Origin of the sequence: Stenotrophomonas sp. GD04024 (assembly GCF_029837545.1) — a bacterium.
GTDB lineage: Bacteria > Pseudomonadota > Gammaproteobacteria > Xanthomonadales > Xanthomonadaceae > Stenotrophomonas > Stenotrophomonas forensis.
The window spans coordinates 23,770-43,433 of sequence record NZ_JAOEDV010000020.1; the positions used below are offsets into that span (position 1 = coordinate 23,770).

Below are 19,664 nucleotides of genomic sequence, written 5' to 3' on the forward strand. Positions count from 1 at the left end.
CCGGGGAGGACAAGCCCCGGGCTACCCCGCTCAGTCCGCCTGGCGGCGCAGGAAGGCCGGGATGTCCAGGTAATCGTTCGGCAGCTCCGCCGCTGCCGGGGCCGAAGCGGCCGGCGCCGACGGGGTGGAGGCCGCCGCGGTGTCGCTGCTGGCACGACGCAGGCCCAGGCCCATGCCGCCGACGGCCTTGGACACGGCGTCGCCGCCGTTGTCGAAGTCGCCGAACTCCGGCTGGCCGGTGGTCGCATTGCGCACCAGCTTGATCGGTGCACGCTCGCCCGGGCGCTGGGTCTTGCTGGCCGAGACGCGGTTCAGGCCGGTGGCGACCACGGTCACGCGCACTTCGTCCTGCATGTCCGGATCGAGCACGGTGCCGACCACCACGGTGGCGTCTTCGGAAGCGAAGCCATCGATGGTGCGGCCGATCTCGTCGAACTCGGCCATGGTGAAGTCGGCGCCGGCGGTGATGTTGACCAGGATGCCGTTGGCACCGGCCAGGTTCACGTCGTCCAGCAGCGGGTTCTGGATCGCCGATTCGGCGGCGGCCTGCGCGCGGTCATCGCCGCGGGCGGTGCCGGTACCCATCATCGCCAGGCCCATTTCGGACATGACGGTGCGCACGTCGGCGAAGTCGACATTGATCAGGCCCGGACGCACGATCAGGTCGGCGATGCCCTGCACGGCGCCCTGCAGCACGTCGTTGGCGGCACGGAAGGCCTGGATCATGGTCGCGTTGCGGCCCAGCACGGTGATCAGCTTTTCGTTGGGGATGGTGATCAGCGAGTCGCAGTGCTGGCTCAGTTCCTCGATGCCCTTCAGCGCCACCTGCATGCGGCGACGGCCTTCGAACGGGAACGGCTTGGTGACCACGGCCACGGTCAGGATGCCCATTTCCTTGGCCAGCTGGGCCACCACCGGCGCAGCGCCGGTGCCGGTGCCGCCGCCCATGCCGGCGGTGATGAACACCATGTCCGCACCCTGCAGCGCGTCCATGATGCGCTCACGATCTTCCAGCGCGGCCTGGCGGCCGACTTCCGGGTTCGCGCCTGCGCCCAGGCCCTTGGTCACGTTGGTACCCAGCTGCAGCTGCAGCTTGGCACCGCAATTCTTGATGGCCTGCGAGTCGGTGTTGGCGGTGATGAATTCCACGCCATCCACTGCCGAGTTGACCATGTGCGCCACGGCATTGCCGCCGCCGCCGCCCACGCCAACCACCTTGATCACCGCATTGGGTGCCATCTTTTCGATCAGTTCAAAATGCGCCATGTCCGTGTCCTCGTTGTATCCGCTTTGGCTGGCATGGGCATTCGGGCGTCCTGCCCTCCTGCTGCATGCCGGCGTTGCGGCTGTGTGGGTTGTGTGTTGCCGGTGTTGCGTTGTGATGCGGGTACTGCGGGTGTTGCGCCCGGGCGAGGCCCGGTCTTGCGGATTCCGCGTCAGAACTCGCCGCGGAACCAGGTCTTGAGTTTCTTGAACATGCTTCCGGCGCGGCCGGTCGGCAGCGACGGACGCCGCGGATGCTCGATCTGGCTGCCCATCAGCAGCAGGCCTACGCCGGTGGCATGCACCGGGTTGCCGACCACTTCGCCAAGCCCGGTGACGTGCTGCGGAATGCCCACGCGTACCGGCATCTGCAGCATTTCCTCGGCCAGCTCGACCACGCCTTCCATCTTCGAAGCACCACCGGTCAGCACCATGCCGGCGCGCACCAGTTCCTCGAAGCCGGAGCGGCGCAGTTCGGCCTGCACCATCTCGAAGATTTCCTCGTAGCGGCCCTGCACCGCCTGCGCCAGCGAATGGCGCGGCATGCGGCGCGGCGGGCGGTCGCCCACCGACGGCACCTGGATGCTTTCCTCGGCGGTGGCCAGCTGGGCCAGCGCGCAGGCGTAGCGCACCTTGATCTGCTCGGCTTCCGGGGTCGGCGTGCGCAGCATGTGCGCGATGTCGTTGGTCACGTGGTCGCCGGCGATCGGCAGCGAGGCGGTGTGGCAGATCGCGCCCTGCACGAACACCGCGATGTCGGTGGTACCGGCGCCCATGTCGACCAGCACCACGCCCAGCTCGCGCTCATCGGCAGTCAGCACCGCCACGCTGGAGGCCAGCGAGGACAGCACCAGGTCGTCCACCTGCAGGCCGCAGCGCTGCACGCACTTGCTGATGTTGGCCGCGGCCGACTGCGCGCACACCACCAGGTGGGCGTGCACTTCCAGGCGTACGCCGGTCATGCCGACCGGGTTGCGGATGCCTTCCTGCGAATCGTCCAGCACGTACTCGCGCGGAATCGCATGCAGGATCTTCTGGTCGGCCGGGATCGCCACCGCCTTGGCCGCGTCCAGCACGCGATCCAGGTCGCCCCAGGTCACTTCGCCGTCGCGGATCGGCACGATGCCGGGCGAGTTCTTGCACTGCACGTGGTTGCCGGAGATCGAGGCGTACACCGAGCGGATCTCGCAGCCGGCCATCAGCTCGGCTTCTTCCACCGCGCGCTGGATCGACTGCACGGTCGATTCGATATCCACCACCACGCCGCGCTTGAGCCCGCGTGACTCGTGCGAGCCGATGCCGATCACTTCGATCGGGTTGCCCGGCGAATACTCGCCTACCAGCGCCACCACCTTGGAGGTGCCGATGTCCAGGCCAACGATCAGCGATTTGTCACCCTTGCGATTCATGTCCTTTCCTGCGTCCTGCTGGCCGGGGTCGCCGGCGTTTTCGCCGGCGTGGCCGGGGTACCCCAGCTCAGCGTGAAACCATTGGTGTAACGGAGGTCGGCGCGCTCGATCGGCGCGTCCTGGCGGTTGAGCTGCGGCAGCACCTTGACGAAGCGCTGCATGCGCGAGCGCGCGTCGTCACGGCCGACCACCACTTCGGTGCCGTTGCTCAGCACCAGCGACCAGCTGCCACGCGCATCCATCGTCACCCGGCGCACATCGACGCCGGCCGGTGCGAACAATGCACGCGAGTCGCTGTACAGCTTCATCACTTCTTCGGTCTGGCTGTCCGGGCCGTCCAGTTCGGGCAGCGCCAGGTCGGCCAGCTTCTTCGGCGTGGGGAACAACTTGCCCTGCTCGGAGACCAGGCGGTCGTTGCCCCAGCGCGCGAACGGCTTGTGCTCGACCAGGGTCACTTCCAGCACATCCGGCCACTGCTTGCGCACCTGCGCGCTTTCCACCCACGGCAGTTTTTCCAGGGCGTCCTGCGCGTCCTGCAGCTTGACCGCGAAGAAACCGGCATGCGCATACGGCAGCAGCACCTGCTGCAGCTGTTCGGCCGGCACCCGCTTGAACTCACCGTGCACGCGCAGCTTCGCCAGCGGCCAGCGCTCGGCGCCGACCCAGCCATTGACCACGGCCACCACCGGCAGTGCAACCACCGACAGCGCCAACAGCCAGACGAAGATGCGCAGCACCGCGTTCATGCGTGCGGGGCCTCCAGGGTCTGCTCCAGCACGCGCCACACCAGTTCCTCGAAACCGATGCCGGCCTGTGCGGCCGCCTTCGGCACCAGCGAGTGGCTGGTCATGCCCGGTGCGGTGTTCACTTCCAGCAGGAAGAAGCGGCCGCTGGCGCGGTCGCGCATCACGTCCACGCGGCCCCAGCCGCGGCAGCCGGCGGCACGGAACGCGGCCAGCGCGATGCGGCGGATCTCGTCTTCGTCAGCACCGTCCAGGCCCGGGCACAGGTACTGGGTGTCCTCGGCGATGTACTTGGCGTTGTAGTCGTACCACTGGCCCTTGGGCACGATGCGGATCGACGGCAGCGCCACGTCGCCGAGGATGGCCACGGTCAGCTCGTCGCCGACCACCATCTGTTCCATCAGCAGCTGGCCGTCGTAGCGCGCGGCCAGGGCCACCGCCTCGTCCAGGCCAGCGTCGTCGGTGACCCGGCTGATGCCCACGCTGGAGCCTTCATTGGCCGGCTTCACCACCACCGGCAGCCCCAGTCCGGCGGCATTGGCATGCACGTCCTCGGCCGTGACCTTGCGGTACTGCGGGGTCGGCAGGCCCAGCGACAGCCACACCTGCTTGGTGCGGATCTTGTCCATGCTCAGCGCCGAACCCAGCACGTTCGAGCCGGTGTACGGCACGCCGAAGGCGTCCATCAGGCCCTGCACGATGCCATCCTCACCGCCACCGTTGTGGCCGTGCAGGATGTTGAACACGCGGTCGACACCGCCGGCGGCCAGCACCTTGGCCAGCGCCGGGATGCCGTCCACGGCGAACGCATCGATGCCGCGCGCCTGCAGCGCTTCAAGCACGTTGCGGCCGGAGTCCAGCGACACCTCGCGTTCGCTGGAACTGCCACCGAGCAGCACGGCGACGCGGCCGAACACGGCCGGGTCGGTCACGCGCAGCGGCGGGAAGGTCAGCGTGCTCACGCCTCGCCCTCCGCCTTGAACCCTTCCACGGCGATGTGGCTGGCCACGGCGCCGATGTCGCCGGCCCCCATCATCAGCAGCAGGTCACCGTCCTGCAGTACGTCCGGCAGCACGCTGGCCAGTTCGGCCGCCTTGCCCACCACCACCGGCTCGCTGCGGCCGCGCGCACGGATGGCGCGCGCCAGCGCATGCGAATCGGCGCCGGCAATCGGCTCTTCGCCGGCCGGGTAGACCTCGCTCAGCACCAGCGCATCGACGCTGGACAGCACCGCGGCGAACTTGTCGAACTGGTCGCGGGTACGGCTGTAACGGTGCGGCTGGAAGGCCACCACCAGGCGCTTGTCGGCCCAGCCACCGCGGGCGGCGGCGAACACCGCTTCCAGCTCGCTCGGGTGATGGCCGTAGTCGTCGATGATGCGCACCTTGGCACCGCTGGCGGTGGTCACTTCGCCCAGATCGTTGAAGCGACGGCCGACACCGGCGAATGCTTCCAGCGCGCGTGCGATGGCGTCCGGCGCCACGCCCAGCTGCCAGCCCACTGCCGCGGCGGCCAGTGCGTTCAGCACGTTGTGCTTGCCCGGCAGCGCCAGCACCACTTCCTGGCTGGTGCCCTGCGGCAGGCGCAGGGTGAAGCGCATGCGCGACCCTTCCTGCACCACGTTCTCGGCACGCACGTCGGCCTGCGGGCTCATGCCGTAGCTCATCACGTGGCGCGGGGTCTTGGCGGCCAGTGCGGCCACTTCCGGGTCATCGATGCACAGCACCGCCAGGCCGTAGAACGGCAGGCGCTGCAGGAACTCGGCGAACGCCGCCTGCACGCGGGCGAAGTCGTTGCCGTAGTTCTCCAGATGATCGGCATCAATGTTGGTGATGATCGACATCAGCGGGTTCAGGCGCAGGAAGCTGCCATCGCTTTCGTCGGCCTCGGCCACCAGCCACTGGCCACCACCCAGCTTGGCGTTGGCACCGGCGGCCAGCAGCTGGCCACCGATCACGAAGGTCGGGTCCAGGCCACCTTCGCTCAGCACCGCAGCGGTCAGGCTGGTGGTGGTGGTCTTGCCGTGCGTGCCGGCCACGGCGATGCCGCGGCGGAAGCGCATCAGTTCGGCCAGCATCGCCGCACGCGGCATGATCGGAATGCGCTGGCTGCGCGCTTCCATCAGTTCCGGGTTGTCCTCGCGGATGGCGCTGGACACCACCACGCAGTCGGTGCCCAGCACATTGGCCGCCGAGTGGCCGCGCATGATGCGCGCACCCAGGCCGGCCAGGCGGCGGGTCGCGCCGTTGTCGGCATTGTCCGAGCCGGAGACTTCGTAGCCCAGCGTCAGCATCACTTCGGCGATACCGCTCATGCCGGTGCCGCCGATGCCGACGAAATGCACGCGCGGGAAGGCGCGCACCAGGTCGTTGGTGTCGTGCAGGCGACGGATCATGCGCGGCCTCGCGCAGGGCAGGCGCGGTGGCATGCCTTCTTCATACAGCTTCCTCAAGAATGATATCGGCGATGCGCTCGGCGGCATCGACCTTGGCCAGGGCACGCGCGGCTTGCGCCATCTGCATGCGGCGGGCGGGATTTTCGGACAGATCACGCAGCAGTGCGGCAATGCCGTCGGCCAGCGTTCCGTCCTGCTTCAGCAAAACCGCCGCGCCGCGCTCGACCAGGTACTCCGCATTGCGGGTCTGGTGATCGTCGACGGCGGCGGGGAATGGCACCAGCACGCTGCCGACACCGACCGCGCACAGCTCGGCCAGGGTCGACGCGCCGGCGCGGCACACGACCAGATCGGCCCAGGCGAACGCGTCGGCCATGTCGGCGATGAACGGGGTGATTTCAGCCTGCACGCCGGCCTTGGCATACGCCTCGATTGCTTCGGCATGCATCTTCTCGCCACTCTGGTGGCGCACCTGCACCGGCAGGTCCGCGCCCAGCGCGGCAATCGCCTGCGGCACACCGGTGTTGAGTGCACGTGCGCCCTGGCTGCCACCGACCACCAGCACGCGCAGCGGGCCGTGGCGGTCGGCGAAGCGCTGTTCCGGCGGCGCGATGGCGGCGATTTCCGCACGCACCGGGTTGCCGACGAATTCCTCGCGCTGGGCGAAGGTGCCCGGGAAGCCGGTCAGCAGGCGGCGCGCATAGCGCGACAGGATGCGGTTGGTCAGGCCCGGTGCGCGGTTCTGCTCATGCACGATCAGCGGCAGGCCGTGCAGGCGCGTGGCCATGCCACCCGGGCCGGAGGCGAAGCCACCGAAGGCCACCACCGCACGCGGCTGGCGCTTGCGGATGATCATGCCGGCCGCGCGCAGCGCGCGCATCAGCCGCCATGGCGCCGCCAGCAGGGCCAGCTTGCCCTTGCCACGCAGGCCGGTGATCGCCAGCGTGTCGATGGCGATGTCGTGCTGCGGCACCAGGCGGGTTTCCATCGCACCGTCGGCGCCCATCCAGGTGACCGGCACGCCACGCTCGCGCAGCACGCGGGCCACGGCCAGGCCGGGGAAGATGTGGCCACCGGTACCACCGGCCAGGATCATCACCGGGCGTGCAGTGTCGTGGGCTGCGCTCATGACAGCCTCCCGAAGGTCGGTTCGACGCGCGACTGCAGGCGGCTGGTGCCACGCGCAGCGTTCGCCGTCGCTGCAGCCACCGGCTCTGCGCTCATCGGCACATGGGCTGCTGCCGGCGCGACCGGTTCATCCTGCGGCTCGGCAGCCGCGTCGTCGCCGCCACCGATACGCACGGCCTGGCGGCGCTCGGCGCGCTTGAGTTCATAGGACACGCGCAGCAGCAGGCCCATCGCCACGCAGGTCATCAGCACCGACGAACCGCCGGAGGAGATCAGCGGCAGGGTCAGGCCCTTGGTCGGCAGGATGCCCAGGTTCACGCCGATCGAGACGAAGGTCTGCATGCTGATCCACAGGCCGATGCCGAAGGCGATGTAGCCGGAGAAGTGGCGCTTCATTTCCACGCAGCGCATGCCCAGCCAGAAGGTGCGGCCGACCAGCAGTGCATACAGGGCCACGATCACGCAGGTGCCCAGGAAGCCGAATTCCTCGGCGGTGACCGAGAAGATGAAGTCGGTGTGCGCTTCGGGCAGGTAGTACAGCTTCTGCACCGAATTGCCCAGGCCGACGCCGGTCCACTCGCCACGACCCACCGCCATCAGCGCGTTGGACAGCTGGTAGCCGTCACCTTGCTGGTCGGCCCACGGGTCCAGGAAGGAGGTGATGCGGCGCATGCGGTACGGCTCGATGATCGCCAGTGCGCTCATGCCGACCAGGCCGATGATCACCGGCATCGACATGCGCGGCATGTTGACCCCGCCCAGCACCAGCATGCCGGCGGTGATCGCCAGCAGCAGGGTCGAGGAACCGAAGTCCGGCTGCAGCAACAGCAGCACCACCAGCGCACCGGCCACGCCCAGCGGCTTGAGCATCGCCGGCCAGGTCGCGTTGACCTCGTCGCGGAAGCGCACCAGGTAGCTGGACAGCCAGACGATGTACAGCACCTTCACCGCCTCGACCGTCTGGAACTTGGAGATGCCCAGGTTGATCCAGCGGCGCGCGCCGTTGACCGTGCTGCCCAGGCCCGGCGTGAACACTGCCAGCAGCAGCACGAAGCAGCCCAGCAGCAGCATCTGGTTGTACTGCTCGATCGACTTCAGCTCGGTGCGCGCGGCAATCACCGCCAGCACGATGCCGACCGCCAGGAAGATCAGGTGGCGGTTGAGGTAGTAGAACGGGCTGCTCATCAAGGCGATCGAGCTGGACGCCACCATCACCACGCCCACACCGGTGAGCGCGATGATCGCGCCCAGCAGCCACTTGTCGTAGCTGCCTTCGATGGCTTCAAGGCGTGTTGCCTGGCGGGACAGGTCGTTCATCTCAGCGCACCTTCAACGTGGCCAGGCCGATCAGCACGAGCACGACGGAGATGATCCAGAAGCGCACGATCACGCGCGGCTCGGGCCAGCCCTTCAGTTCGAAATGGTGGTGGATCGGCGCCATGCGGAACACGCGCTTGCCGGTCAGCTTGAACGAAGCGACCTGGATCATCACCGACAGCGTTTCGATCACGAACACGCCGCCCATGATCACCAGCACCAGTTCCTGGCGGGTGATCACTGCGATCGTGCCCAGCACCGCGCCCAGCGCCAGCGCGCCGATGTCGCCCATGAAGACCATGGCCGGATAGGTGTTGAACCACAGGAAGCCCAGGCCCGCGCCCGCGATGGCCGCGCAGATGATGACCAGCTCGCCGGCCCCCGGAATCTGCGGGATCTGCAGGTAGTTGGCGAACACCACGTTGCCCGAGGCATAGGCGAACACACCCAGTGCGCAGGCCACCAGCACGGTCGGCATGATCGCCAGGCCGTCCAGGCCGTCGGTCAGGTTCACCGCGTTGGAGAAGCCGACGATCCAGAAGTAGGCGATGGCCACGAAGCCGATGCCGGCCAGCGGCAGCGCCACCGACTTGAACATCGGGATGTAGAAGGTCAGCGCGGCCGGCACGTCGGCCGTATAGAACAGGAACAGGCCCGCAGCCAGGCCGAAGATCGACTGCAGCAGGTACTTCCAGCGCGACTTCAGGCCGTTCGGGTCGCGACGGACGATCTTGATCCAGTCGTCATACCAGCCGATGGCACCGAAGCACAGCATCACCGCCAGCACCAGCCACACGTAGCGGTTGCGCAGGTCGGCCCACATCAGCACCGACAGGGTGATGGTGAGCAGGATCAGCGAACCGCCCATGGTCGGCGTACCGGCCTTGGAGAAATGGGTCTGCGGACCGTCCTTGCGGATCGGCTGGCCGCCCTTGAACTGGGCAAGCTTGCGGATCATCGCCGGGCCGAGCCACAGCGACAGGAACAGGGCCGTCAGCGCGGCAAGGATGGCGCGGAACGTCTGGTAGTTGAACAGCCCGAACAGGCTCTCCAACTGCTGCAACCATCGAGCCAGTTCATACAACATGCGGGGATTCCTCTCCTTGCGCCAGCAGCGCTTTGACAATCGTGTCCATGGCGCTGCCACGGGAACCCTTGACCAGGCAGCGCACGCCGGGGTGCAGCTCGTCCTTCAGCGCCTGCGACAGCGCGTCATGGGTAGTAAAATGACGGCCGCCCTCGCCGAAGGCGGCGGCAGCGGCGGCGCTGAGCGGACCCAGCGCGTACAGGCGCTTGAGACCGGAGGCGCGTGCACGCAGCCCAGCCTGCGCATGCAGCGCCTCGGCATCCGGGCCCAGCTCGCGCATGTCGCCCAGCACCAGCCAGCCCTCTTCCGGGGCAGCGGCCAGGGCATCGATGGCGGCGGCCAGTGAACCCGGGTTGGCGTTGTAGCTGTCATCCACCAGCACCGCGCCGTTGCGCAGCTGGTGGGCGATCTGGCGGCCCGGCACCGGCTGCGCCTCGGCCAGTCCAGCCGCGATCAGCGCCAGATCGACACCGGCAGCCAGCGCCAGGCTGGCCGCGGCCAGCGCATTGCTGACGTTGTGCCGGCCCGGCAGACCCAGCACCACGCGGGCTTCGCCCATCGGCGAAACCAGGGTGAACTGGCTGCCCTGGGCACCGGCGCGGATGTCGCGCGCGGTGATGTCCGCGGTGTGCTCCAGGCCGTAGCGCAGCACACGGCAGCGCGCCGGCGTGCCGACGAAATGCTGTTCGAACCAGCGGCCGTAGGCATCGTCGACGTTGATCACCGCCACGCCATCGGCCGGCAGCGCCGCGTAGATCGCGCCCTTGGTGACGGCTACGCCGAGCAGGCTGCCCATCCGTTCCAGATGGGCCGGTGCGATGTTGTTGACCAGCGCGTAGCGCGGGCGGGCGATATCGGTCAGGTAGGCGATGTCGCCCGGCTTGCCGGCGCCCATTTCGTAGACGGCGTAGTCGGCATCTTCCGGCGCGTCGATCACCGCCAGCGGCAGGCCGATCTCGTTGTTGCGGTTGCCCGGGTTGGCGTAGACCACTTTATGCGCGTGCTGCGCCACCTGCTGCAGGATCGACAGCAGCAGGCTCTTCACGCTGGTCTTGCCATTGCTGCCGGTAATCGCGAACACCTCGGTCTCGCGGTCGCGCTGCATGCCGGTGGCGATCTTCGCCAGCGCCAGCTCGCTGTCGGCCACCAGCACCTGCGGCAGCTCGGTCGGCAGCAGCCGCTCGACCAGCAGGGCACTGGCGCCGCGCGCCAGCGCGTCGGTGGCGAAGTCATGACCGTCGAAACGCTCGCCGCGCAGCGCCACGTACAGGCTGCCCGGGCCGAGGCTGCGGGTGTCGTTGCTGACCGCATCGATGGCCACGTCGTCGCCATGGATCTCGCCGCCGGCCCAGTGTGCGATCAGCGAAAGCAGGGTGCGCTTCATGCGATGCCCTCCCCGGCCTGAGCGGCCAACACTCCGGCCTTGGCAGCCAACGCAGCGGCAGCCACTTCGGTGTCGTCGAAGTCATGACGAACGCCATTGACCTCCTGGTACGGCTCGTGGCCCTTGCCGGCGATCAGGATGATGTCGCCGGCACCGGCACGCTTCACCGCCAGGCCGATCGCGCGCGCGCGGCTGCGCTGCACGGTCACGGCATCGGCATTCTGGAAGCCGGCCAGGATGTCGGCCACGATCACGTCGCCGTCCTCGCCACGCGGGTTGTCGTCGGTGACGATGACCTGGTTGGCAAGACGCTCGGCAATGGCAGCCATCTGCGGCCGCTTGCCGGTATCGCGCTCGCCACCGCAGCCGAACACGCAGAACAGCGCGCCATGCAGGTGGCCGTGCAGGCTGTCCAGCGCCTGTTCCAGCGCGTCCGGGGTATGCGCGTAATCGACCACCACGGTCGGCAGGCCGTCTTCGCCGCCGAGGCGGTTCATGCGGCCACGGATCGGCTGCAGCGCCGACAGCACCTCGGCGATGCGCGGCAGCGGCTGGCCCTGCGCATGCAGGGTGCCGGCCACGGCCAGCAGGTTGTCCACGTTGAAGCGGCCCAGCAGCGGCGACTGCACCGCGGCACGCTGGCCGTCGATGACCAGTTCGAAGGCGATGCCACGGCCGTCCAGCTGCAGCGCTTCGGCGCGCACGCTGGCATCGGTGGCACCGCGCGAGCTCAGGCCGATCGGCTGCACGCCCGCCGGCAGGCCAGCGAACAGCTGGCGACCGAACGCATCATCCAGGTTGACCACTGCCGCCTTCAGGCCCGGGCGATGGAACAGCCGCGCCTTGGCCGCGCCGTAGCTGGCCATGTCGCCGTGGTAGTCCAGATGGTCGCGGGTGAGGTTGGTGAACACCGCCACGTCATAGTGCACGGCATCCACGCGGCCCTGGTCCAGCGCATGCGAGCTGACTTCCATCGCCACCGCACGTGCACCGGCATCGCGCAGCTGCGCCAGCAGCGCGTGCATCTGCAGCACCAGCGGCGTGGTGAACCCGGTCGGTTCAACCGCGCCATAAAGTCCGGCGCCCAACGTGCCGATACTGCCACTGGGCGTTCCGAGCAGGTGCCAGGCCTGGGCCAGCAGCTGCACGGTGGAGGTCTTGCCGTTGGTGCCGGTCACGCCGACCATCGCCATCGCCCGCGACGGCGCGCCATGGAACTGGTCGGCCATCGCACCCATGCGCGCGCGCAGGCCCGGCACGGCGATCGCATCGGCCGGTGCCGGAAGCTCGGCAGGCGCCGGCGGCTCGAACAGGATGGCGCTGGCACCGGCCGCGCGGGCCTGCTCGACAAAGCCCAGGCCATGCGCGCCGAACCCGGCGATGGCAACGAAGGCATTACCGGGGCGCACGGCGCGGCTGTCCAGCACCAGGCCGGTCAGAACGGGGTCATGGCCCGCCAGGGCCACGTCCGGAAGCAACTGCGAAAGCAACATCGAAGGACTCATTGCGTGCCTCCCGTAGCGGGCGGCGTCTGGGCATGCGCGCTCGGCAGCGCAGCATCGAATTCAGCGGCGGCATCCACCGGCAGTGCGGCTTCGGCCGGCGGCGCAGGCAGGATCGAGGCCGAATGGCCGACCTTGCCGGACTGCTGGGCGGCCAGCCACGACTGCAGGTCGTCCAGCGGCACGTCCATCAGGCGCAGGGTGCCTTCCATCACGTTGTGATAGACCGGCGCCGACACCAGGCCGCCGTAGAACTTGCCGGCCTGCGGGTCGTTGATGACGATGACGGTGGCGAAACGCGGGTTGGTGGCCGGCACCACGCCGGCGAACAGCGCGTTGTAGTGGCCGCGCTCGTAACCGCCGGGGCCGGCCTTGCGCGCGGTACCGGTCTTGCCGGCCACGCGGTAGCCCAGCACCGCCGCCTGCTTGGCGCCGCCCTGGGTCACCACCGTTTCCATCATCGCCACCACCTGCTTGGCGACGTTCTCGTCGATGATCTGCTGGCCTTCGTTGCGCTGGCCCTTGACGAAGGTCGGCGCGATCAGGCGACCGCCGTTGGCCAGCGCCGAGTAGGCGGTGGCGATCTGCAGCGGGGTGACGTTCAGGCCGTAGCCGTAGGACATCGTGGTCTTGGTGGTGCCCGACCAGCGCGCCGGGCGCAGCACCACGCCACCGGATTCACCCGGGAAACCGCTGTGCGGCACCGAGCCATAACCGAAGCGGCGCACGCCGTCGTAGAACACCTGGTCCGGCATCTTCGCCGCGACCTTGGCCGCACCCACGTTCGAACTGCGGGTGATCACGCCGGTCACGTTCAGCACGCCGTTGTTGCGCGGCACGTCGCGGATGGTGAAGCGGCCCAGGGTCATGTAACCCGGGTTGGTGTCGATGATGGTGTCCTTGGTCACCGCACCGGCCTGCAGCGCGGTGGCGATGGTCAGCGGCTTCATCGTCGAACCCGGCTCGACCAGATCGGTCACCGCACGGTTGCGGCGCGCATCGGGCAGCGCGCCGGTCAGCGAATTCGGGTTGTAGGTCGGCAGGTTGACCATGGCCAGGATCTCGCCGGTGGTCACGTCCATGATCACCATCGAACCGCCGGCCGCCTTGTTGGCCACCAGCGCGTTGCGCAGCTCCTTGAAGGCCAGGTACTGGATGCGGCGGTCGATGCTGAGGGTCAGGTCCTTGCCCGGTTCGGCGGCGCGCAGCAGATCGCTCTCGACGGTCTCGCCCTTGCGGTTGCGGATCACCCGCTTGGCGCCGGCCTTGCCGCGCAGCCATTCGTCGAACGCCAGCTCCAGGCCTTCCTGGCCGCGGTCGTCGATGTTGGTGAAGCCCAGCACGTGCGCCATCGCCTCACCCTGCGGGTAGAAGCGGCGGAACTCGCGCTGCGCGGCCACGCCCGGAATCTTCAGCGCGACCACTTTCTCTGCCTCGTCCGGATTGATCCGGCGGCGCAGGTACATGAATTCCTTGTCCGACTTCTGCGACAGGCGGCTGCTCAACTCATCCACCGACATGCCGACCGCCTGGGCCAGCTCCGGGATGCGCTCGGGCGAACGCAGCAGGTCCTGCGGGTTGACCCAGATCGAGGCAACCGGCGTGGACACCGCCAGCGGCTCGCCGTTGCGGTCGGTGATCATGCCGCGCGAGGTCTTGATCGGCAGCTCGCGCAGGTAACGGGCCTCGCCCTGGCGCTGGTAGAAGTCGCTGTTGATGATCTGCACGTAGGCGGCACGACCGACCAGCGACACCGAACACAGGCCCAAGGCCAGCGCGACCCAGCGCAGGCGCTGGCGCAGGTTGAAGGCGTTGCGCGGGCGGTTGCGGCCGGTCTTGCTCATGGCCGCACCACCACGATGTCGGCGGCCTCGGGGAACTTCATGCCGAGCTTCTCGCGGGCGATGCGATCGACACGATTGGCTTCGGCCAGGGTGGCCTGTTCCAGCTGCAGGCGGCCGAACTCCAGGTTGATGTCATCGCGCTTGCGCTCGGCGCGCGACAGCTCGATGAACGTCTGCCGATGACGGTGACGCACGAACACGACGCCGATCGCCGAGGCCACGGTCGAGGCCAACAGGATGATCAGCAGCAGCCGGCTCATGCATCGGCCTCCCGCTTCTGGGCCACGCGCAGCACGGCGCTGCGGGCACGCGGGTTGGCCGCCAGCTCTTCGTCGGTGGCCTTGATGGCGCCGCCGATCAGATCCAGGGTGGGCACGAACACCTCCGCCTCGGGCAGGCGGCGGTTGGCCGGCGGCGCCTTGGCCAGTCGGTTCATGTACTGCTTGACGATGCGGTCTTCCAGCGAATGGAAGCTGATGATCGCCAGGCGGCCGCCGGGCTTGAGCCGTTCCACCGCCGCATCGAGGCCGGCTTCCAGATCGGCCAGCTCGCGGTTGATGTGGATGCGGATGGCCTGGAAGCTGCGCGTGGCCGGGTGGATCTTGTCCTTTCCACGTGGCATCACCGAGGCGATCAGCTCGGCCAGTTCGGCGGTGCGGGTGAACGGCTGCTTCTCGCGGCGGGCCACGATGGCACGCGCGATGCGGCGGCTCTGGCGCTCTTCGCCGTAGGTCCACAGCACATCGGCGATCTCGCGGTCTTCGACGCGGTTGATCCACTGCGCGGCGCTTTCGCCGCTGTCCGGGTCCATGCGCATGTCCAGCGGGCCGTCCTTGCCGAAGCTGAAGCCACGCTCGGCCACGTCCAGCTGCGGCGACGACACGCCCAGGTCGAACAGCACGCCGTCCAGGCCGTCGGCCGTCGCATCCCACTGCAGCAGCTGGGCGAAGCTGCCACGGAAGATGGACACGCGCGGGTCCGGCGCGAAATCGCGCTCGGCAACGGCGATGGCTTCCGGATCCTTGTCCATGACCAGCAGGCGCCCCTCGGGACCCAACTGGGTGAGCACGCCACGTGCATGACCGCCACGACCGAACGTGCCATCCAGATAACGTCCGTTTTCGATCACCCTCAGGCCTTCAAGGACCTGGGTGTACAGGACCGGCAGGTGCACCGCCGGCGACTGCGACACCGGAAGGTGACCGGTCTGCGCTTCTGGGCGCATCCGGGCACCCCGGCTCACAACTTCAGGTCGAGCAACCCATCACCCAGATCCTCGTCAGACAACGTCTGCTGGATCAGGGCCCGATGCGCCTGCTCGCTCCACAATTCGAACTTGTCGCCCATACCGAGCAATACCGCCTTCTTCTCAATGCCCACCGCACCGCGGTGGCTGGCGGGGATGCTGATGCGACCGTTGCCGTCCAGCTCCAGATGGGCGGCCGAGCCGACCAGCTTCTGCTGCAACAGGCGCACGACGCGCTGGGTGTTGGGCTTGGACATCACATCGTCGCGGACCCGCTCCCATTCCGACTCTGCGTACAGCCACAGGCAGCCGGCTTCGAACGGGTTGTAGGTCAGTACGAGACGGTTGTTGCTGGCGCGCGCGACGAGGTCGCGGTAAGCGGTGGGAACCGCCATGCGCCCTTTATCGTCAACTGTGATGGCCGTCTCGCCCTGGAACACGACGCGTGCACCTATCCTTCGCCCGGTGAAACATTGAACCACGAAAACCCACAAAACACCCGGATTTCCCTCTGATGCCCACCTTAGCAGCGGGCCGAGGGTTGTCAACAACTTTTCCGCAGGGAAATCGCCAGCCGCATCAATGGCTTGCAACAACCTTTAGAGAATTGTTCAAGGCTTATCCACAAGTTGCTGATCCGTCTCAATTTTTGAGATTGAACGGAAGTTCAGGGGTGTGGACAGGGCGTGAAACATCGGCCGCGCATTCATCCAGAGCGGGCCAAAAACGGCGCCGGACTGCGCAAACCGTGCACAATGACGCCATGTGCCTGCTCGCTCTTGGCTGGATGCACCACCCGCGCTGGCGGCTGGTGATGACCGGCAACCGTGATGAGTTCCACGCCCGCCCGACGGCGGCGCTGGCCCCCTGGCAAGATGAGACCTCCGTCATCGGCGGACGCGACCTGCGCTCCGGTGGCGGCTGGGCCGGGGTGGGTGCCTCGGGCCGGATGGCGGTGGTCACCAATGTCCGCGATCCGCTGGCCGCCCAGACCGGTCCGTCGCGCGGCGCGCTGGTGGCCGACTTCCTGCGCGGCCGCGACCCGGCCGCCGTGCACATCGACCGCCTGGCGGCCGTGGCCGGGGCCTATGCCCCGTTCAACCTGCTGCTGGCCGACGGCGACAGCCTGGAGTACCTGGGCAACCACCCGGCCGAGCGCCAGACCCTCGGCCCCGGCGTGCACGGCATGTCCAACGGCGCGCTGGACGCGCCCTGGCCGAAGACCCGGCGGCTGATGGCGGCCCTGTCGGCCTGGCTGCAGGCCGGCGATGGCGAGCTGGCCCCGCTGTGGACCGCGCTGGCCGACGAACACCGCCCCGCCGACGGCGAGCTGCCCGATACCGGCATCGGCCTGGAACGCGAACGCTGGCTGAGCCCGGCCTTCATCCGTGGCGACGACTACGGCACCCGCGCCAGCACCGTGCTGTTGATCGATGCCGACGGCCACGGCGAGATCCACGAGCGCCGTTTCGGCCCGCAGGGCGTCGCACTCGGCCAGAGTCGCGTCGACTTCTGACCCTGTACCTGTTTTCTGTGTCTATAAATGTCTGCCTGCACGCCACACGATGACTGGGCGCGGTCCTGCCGCACACCCGACCGATCCACAGGGAGTCTTCGATGCGTCGTGTTCTTGTTCTTGCTGCCACCCACCTGCTCACCCTCGGCCTCGGCTTTGGCCTGGGCGTCTACCTGCTGCCGATCCTGATCGCCCCGGACGATCCGCCTGCCGCGCAGGTGCAGGACGCCATGGGCAAGGCCGCCTACCACACCACCTTCCGGCGCGAACTCAAGGGCAGCGATGCGGTGCACTGGGCCGAAGGCAAGGTGAGCGTCAGCCCCACCCAAGTGGCCTTCGACGGCAAGATGGGGCCGGGGCCGGACTACAAGGTCTACCTGGTGCACGGGTTCGTCGACAACAAGGCCGACTTCCTGAAGGTCAAGGCACAGTCCCGGCGCATCGGCGAGGTGAAGACCTTCAACCGTTTCCTGGTCGATGTACCTGATGACGTCAACGTGGACGACTACACCACGGTCGTGGTGTGGTGCGAGCGCTTCTCGCAGTTCATTTCAGCCGGGCAGTACCGCACGCCGGGCTGAGGCCGGACATCATCCCGGTAGTGCCGGCCGCTGGCCGGCAACAGCACGATGCGTCTGCTGGTGAGGAGGTTGCCGGCCAGCGGCCGGCACTACCGATGCGCGGTTCATGCATATAGAAGAAGGAGGCGGAGCCGGCCGATAAGCCGGGTTCTGTCGTGGACAGTCATTCCTCTAGGCGTTACGTCACCGCAACGCTCAAGCAACCTACCCGGATCCAACGCGGGCCGCGCCAAAGGATCCCTATTTGGTCTTGCTCCAGGTGGGGTTTGCCGTGCCGGTCTGTTGCCAGACTCGCGGTGCGCTCTTACCGCACCATTTCACCCTTACCGGCCTTCCGAAGAAGACGTAGGCGGTATCTTTCTGTTGCACTTTCCGTCGGCTTTCGCCGCCCAGGCGTTACCTGGCACCTTGCCCTATGGAGCCCGGACTTTCCTCGGCACCCCCGAAGGGATGACGCGACTGTCTGGCCGGCTCCGCCAGCGCGCATTCTAGCGCAAATGCCAACACCACCGCGCGCCACCCTTCCGATTCAGCTGCCTGCGCACTTCGGTCCGCACGATCCACCGGCAACAGGCCTTGATGTTCCTTTTTGTCGGTCGATATTCAAAACTACCGACATTATGGAACAATGCCAACATGACCGCTGCCGAGGCCAAGGCCCGAAAACTGCTGCGGCGTGCAGGCAGCCTGCGCGCCCGCGAACTGGTGGCCGCAGGCATCGCCCGCGTCCAGCTGTCCCGTCTGGTCGAGGCCGGCGCGCTGATCCGGTTGTCGCGCGGCGTCTACGCGCTGCCGGGCAGCAACAACGGCGAGGCCGATGAAGGGCTGCGGATCATTGCAGAGCGCATGCCGAAGGTCCGCCTCTGCCTGTTGAGCGCCCTGCGTCTGCATGGCCTGACCACCCAGGCACCGTTTGAACTGTGGGTGGCCATCGGCAACAGCGACCGCCCGCCCCGGATCGACTGGCCGCCGCTACGCGTGGTGCGCATGTCGGCAACGACCCTCCAGGCGGGGCTGGAAGAGCGCCGTGTAGGCACACGCCGCATATACGTCAGCAACGTTGCGAAAACCGTCGCCGACTGCTTCAAATTCCGCAATCTGGTGGGTCTCGATGTCGCTATCGAGGCCCTGCGTGACGCGCTTGGCAACCGCGCCACCACCCCGGATGCGTTGATGAAATATGCACGGCTCTCCCGCGTTGCCAGACTGATGAGACCGTATCTCGATGCCCTGGCGTGACCCCCTCTTCCCTGCTTCCTCTTCCCCACCGCGTGGCCTCGATCCGGCAGCGACTGCTCGATCACGCGCGCACCCGCGGCGACGACTTCCAGTTCGTGCTGGACAGGTTCGCCGTTGAACGCCTGCTCTACCGACTCTCTACCTCCACGTTCCGCGACCAGTTCCTGCTGAAAGGCGCCATGCTGTTCGCGGCGTGGTTCGATGCGCCGCACCGGCCCACACGGGATGCCGATTTCCTGGGATTCGGAAGCGCTGAGCCACGCCACCTGCTGCACATCACGCGCTCGCTCTGCGCAATGCCGGGTAACGACGGGCTCCGCTTCGATCCAGAGAGCATCACCCTCGACGCCACGCGAGAAGAGGCGGCATACGAGGGCCTGCGCATGCGTCTGGTGGCCTATCTGGGCCGTGCACGCTGCCATGTGCAGTGGGACATCGGGTTTGGCGACGCGGTGATCACCCCACCGCCGGAAATCATCTATCCGGTCATGCTGGATGAACTTCCCGCCCCCTGCCTACGTGTCTATCCGCGCGAAACGGTGTTCGCCGAGAAGCTGGAGGCCATTGCCGCGCTGGGTATTGCCAACAGCAGGATGAAGGACTTTTTCGACCTGCTGGCGCTGGTACGCGAAGACGCCATGGATCGCGCCAGCCTCGCAGCCGCCATAGAGGCGACGTTTGATCGACGCGGCACCCCTGCGCCGCCACCTCCACCCTATGGGCTGACCCAGGCATTCGCCGCAGATACCCAGAAGCAGGCTCAGTGGCGCGCGTTCCTGCGCAGGAACCGCCTGCCCGCACCAGACCTTTCCACGGTGCTGACCGAGATTGCCGACTATCTGGACACCCTCGACACAGCCGTAAAGCCCTGACGCCGCAAGGCCCGGCGCTATCGGTTCCGCCCGGGTGGGTGCAGACCTGGGCGCGGCCCGTCCATCCACGCATGGCGTGGATCTACCGATGCCGCTGCTCCGGTGGGTGCGGATTCTGCCCTGGTGGGTGCGGATTCC

Annotated in this window: 17 protein-coding genes, 1 other RNA gene and 1 pseudogene; 4 read left to right on the forward strand and 15 right to left on the reverse strand. The window is 67.8% G+C overall.

The window, feature by feature from the left end; genetic code table 11:
• Nucleotides 1-30 precede the first annotated feature (30 nt).
• The 14 genes and pseudogenes from ftsZ to mraZ all read right to left on the reverse strand — a co-directional run bounded on the left by ftsZ (nucleotide 31) and on the right by mraZ (nucleotide 15,758).
• The gene (ftsZ, locus tag N7590_RS09085) at nucleotides 31-1,266 is read right to left on the reverse strand and encodes a cell division protein FtsZ (protein ID WP_040008912.1); all 1,236 of its coding nucleotides are present in this window, start codon (nucleotides 1,264-1,266) and stop codon (nucleotides 31-33) included.
• Nucleotides 1,267-1,436: 170 nt separating this feature from the next.
• Nucleotides 1,437-2,672 (reverse strand): cell division protein FtsA, encoded by a 1,236-nt coding sequence (ftsA, locus tag N7590_RS09090; protein WP_005408083.1) that lies wholly within the window; start codon nucleotides 2,670-2,672, stop codon nucleotides 1,437-1,439.
• A 71-nt stretch (nucleotides 2,673-2,743) separates the two neighbouring features.
• Nucleotides 2,744-3,418, reverse strand: a pseudogene (locus N7590_RS09095) (cell division protein FtsQ/DivIB); the annotation flags it as partial.
• Nucleotides 3,415-4,377 (reverse strand): D-alanine--D-alanine ligase, encoded by a 963-nt coding sequence (locus N7590_RS09100; RefSeq protein ID WP_164241690.1) that lies wholly within the window; start codon nucleotides 4,375-4,377, stop codon nucleotides 3,415-3,417. The gene N7590_RS09100 and the pseudogene N7590_RS09095, both read right to left, overlap by 4 nt.
• Nucleotides 4,374-5,810: a UDP-N-acetylmuramate--L-alanine ligase gene (gene murC, locus N7590_RS09105; RefSeq protein ID WP_053448801.1), complete on the reverse strand. Its 1,437-nt coding sequence runs from the start codon at nucleotides 5,808-5,810 to the stop codon at nucleotides 4,374-4,376. Before murC ends, N7590_RS09100 begins: the two co-directional genes overlap by 4 nt.
• 40 nt (nucleotides 5,811-5,850) lie before the next feature.
• The gene (murG, locus tag N7590_RS09110) at nucleotides 5,851-6,939 is read right to left on the reverse strand and encodes an undecaprenyldiphospho-muramoylpentapeptide beta-N-acetylglucosaminyltransferase (protein ID WP_053448800.1); all 1,089 of its coding nucleotides are present in this window, start codon (nucleotides 6,937-6,939) and stop codon (nucleotides 5,851-5,853) included.
• Nucleotides 6,936-8,255 (reverse strand): putative lipid II flippase FtsW, encoded by a 1,320-nt coding sequence (gene ftsW / locus N7590_RS09115; RefSeq protein WP_053448799.1) that lies wholly within the window; start codon nucleotides 8,253-8,255, stop codon nucleotides 6,936-6,938. The genes murG and ftsW overlap by 4 nt, the downstream gene beginning before the upstream one ends.
• A 1-nt stretch (nucleotide 8,256) precedes the next feature.
• Nucleotides 8,257-9,342, reverse strand: coding sequence for a phospho-N-acetylmuramoyl-pentapeptide-transferase (gene mraY, locus N7590_RS09120; protein WP_004154219.1), 1,086 nt, complete (start codon nucleotides 9,340-9,342; stop codon nucleotides 8,257-8,259).
• Entirely contained in the window at nucleotides 9,332-10,726 is a 1,395-nt protein-coding gene (gene murF / locus N7590_RS09125) for a UDP-N-acetylmuramoyl-tripeptide--D-alanyl-D-alanine ligase (RefSeq protein WP_164241689.1), read from the reverse strand. Before murF ends, mraY begins: the two co-directional genes overlap by 11 nt.
• Nucleotides 10,723-12,231, reverse strand: a complete 1,509-nt coding sequence (locus N7590_RS09130; protein ID WP_053510459.1) for a UDP-N-acetylmuramoyl-L-alanyl-D-glutamate--2,6-diaminopimelate ligase — start codon at nucleotides 12,229-12,231, stop codon at nucleotides 10,723-10,725. The genes murF and N7590_RS09130 overlap by 4 nt, the downstream gene beginning before the upstream one ends.
• Nucleotides 12,228-14,072, reverse strand: coding sequence for a penicillin-binding transpeptidase domain-containing protein (locus tag N7590_RS09135; RefSeq protein WP_004154216.1), 1,845 nt, complete (start codon nucleotides 14,070-14,072; stop codon nucleotides 12,228-12,230). The genes N7590_RS09130 and N7590_RS09135 overlap by 4 nt, the downstream gene beginning before the upstream one ends.
• Entirely contained in the window at nucleotides 14,069-14,332 is a 264-nt protein-coding gene (ftsL, locus tag N7590_RS09140) for a cell division protein FtsL (RefSeq protein ID WP_005412242.1), read from the reverse strand. Before ftsL ends, N7590_RS09135 begins: the two co-directional genes overlap by 4 nt.
• The gene (gene rsmH, locus N7590_RS09145) at nucleotides 14,329-15,297 is read right to left on the reverse strand and encodes a 16S rRNA (cytosine(1402)-N(4))-methyltransferase RsmH (protein ID WP_004154215.1); all 969 of its coding nucleotides are present in this window, start codon (nucleotides 15,295-15,297) and stop codon (nucleotides 14,329-14,331) included. Before rsmH ends, ftsL begins: the two co-directional genes overlap by 4 nt.
• A gap of 14 nt (nucleotides 15,298-15,311) precedes the next feature.
• Nucleotides 15,312-15,758 (reverse strand): division/cell wall cluster transcriptional repressor MraZ, encoded by a 447-nt coding sequence (mraZ, locus tag N7590_RS09150; protein WP_004143635.1) that lies wholly within the window; start codon nucleotides 15,756-15,758, stop codon nucleotides 15,312-15,314.
• Between the two features lie 323 nt (nucleotides 15,759-16,081).
• Here mraZ and N7590_RS09155 point away from each other — a divergent pair, with 323 nt between their 5' ends.
• Together N7590_RS09155 and N7590_RS09160 are read left to right on the forward strand one after the other, a co-directional pair.
• Nucleotides 16,082-16,834, forward strand: coding sequence for an NRDE family protein (locus N7590_RS09155; protein ID WP_164241688.1), 753 nt, complete (start codon nucleotides 16,082-16,084; stop codon nucleotides 16,832-16,834).
• 101 nt (nucleotides 16,835-16,935) lie between these two features.
• Nucleotides 16,936-17,415 (forward strand): DM13 domain-containing protein, encoded by a 480-nt coding sequence (locus N7590_RS09160; RefSeq protein WP_279935367.1) that lies wholly within the window; start codon nucleotides 16,936-16,938, stop codon nucleotides 17,413-17,415.
• Between the two features lie 123 nt (nucleotides 17,416-17,538).
• Here the strand turns inward: N7590_RS09160 and rnpB are convergent.
• Nucleotides 17,539-17,890: RNase P RNA component class A (gene rnpB, locus N7590_RS09165), an RNA gene on the reverse strand.
• 161 nt (nucleotides 17,891-18,051) lie between these two features.
• On the opposite strand from rnpB, the gene N7590_RS09170 reads away from it, so the two are divergent.
• Entirely contained in the window at nucleotides 18,052-18,654 is a 603-nt protein-coding gene (locus N7590_RS09170) for a type IV toxin-antitoxin system AbiEi family antitoxin domain-containing protein (protein ID WP_164241687.1), read from the forward strand.
• Nucleotides 18,651-19,526, forward strand: a complete 876-nt coding sequence (locus N7590_RS09175) for a nucleotidyl transferase AbiEii/AbiGii toxin family protein (RefSeq protein WP_239544312.1) — start codon at nucleotides 18,651-18,653, stop codon at nucleotides 19,524-19,526. The genes N7590_RS09170 and N7590_RS09175 overlap by 4 nt, the downstream gene beginning before the upstream one ends.
• Nucleotides 19,527-19,664 lie beyond the last annotated feature (138 nt).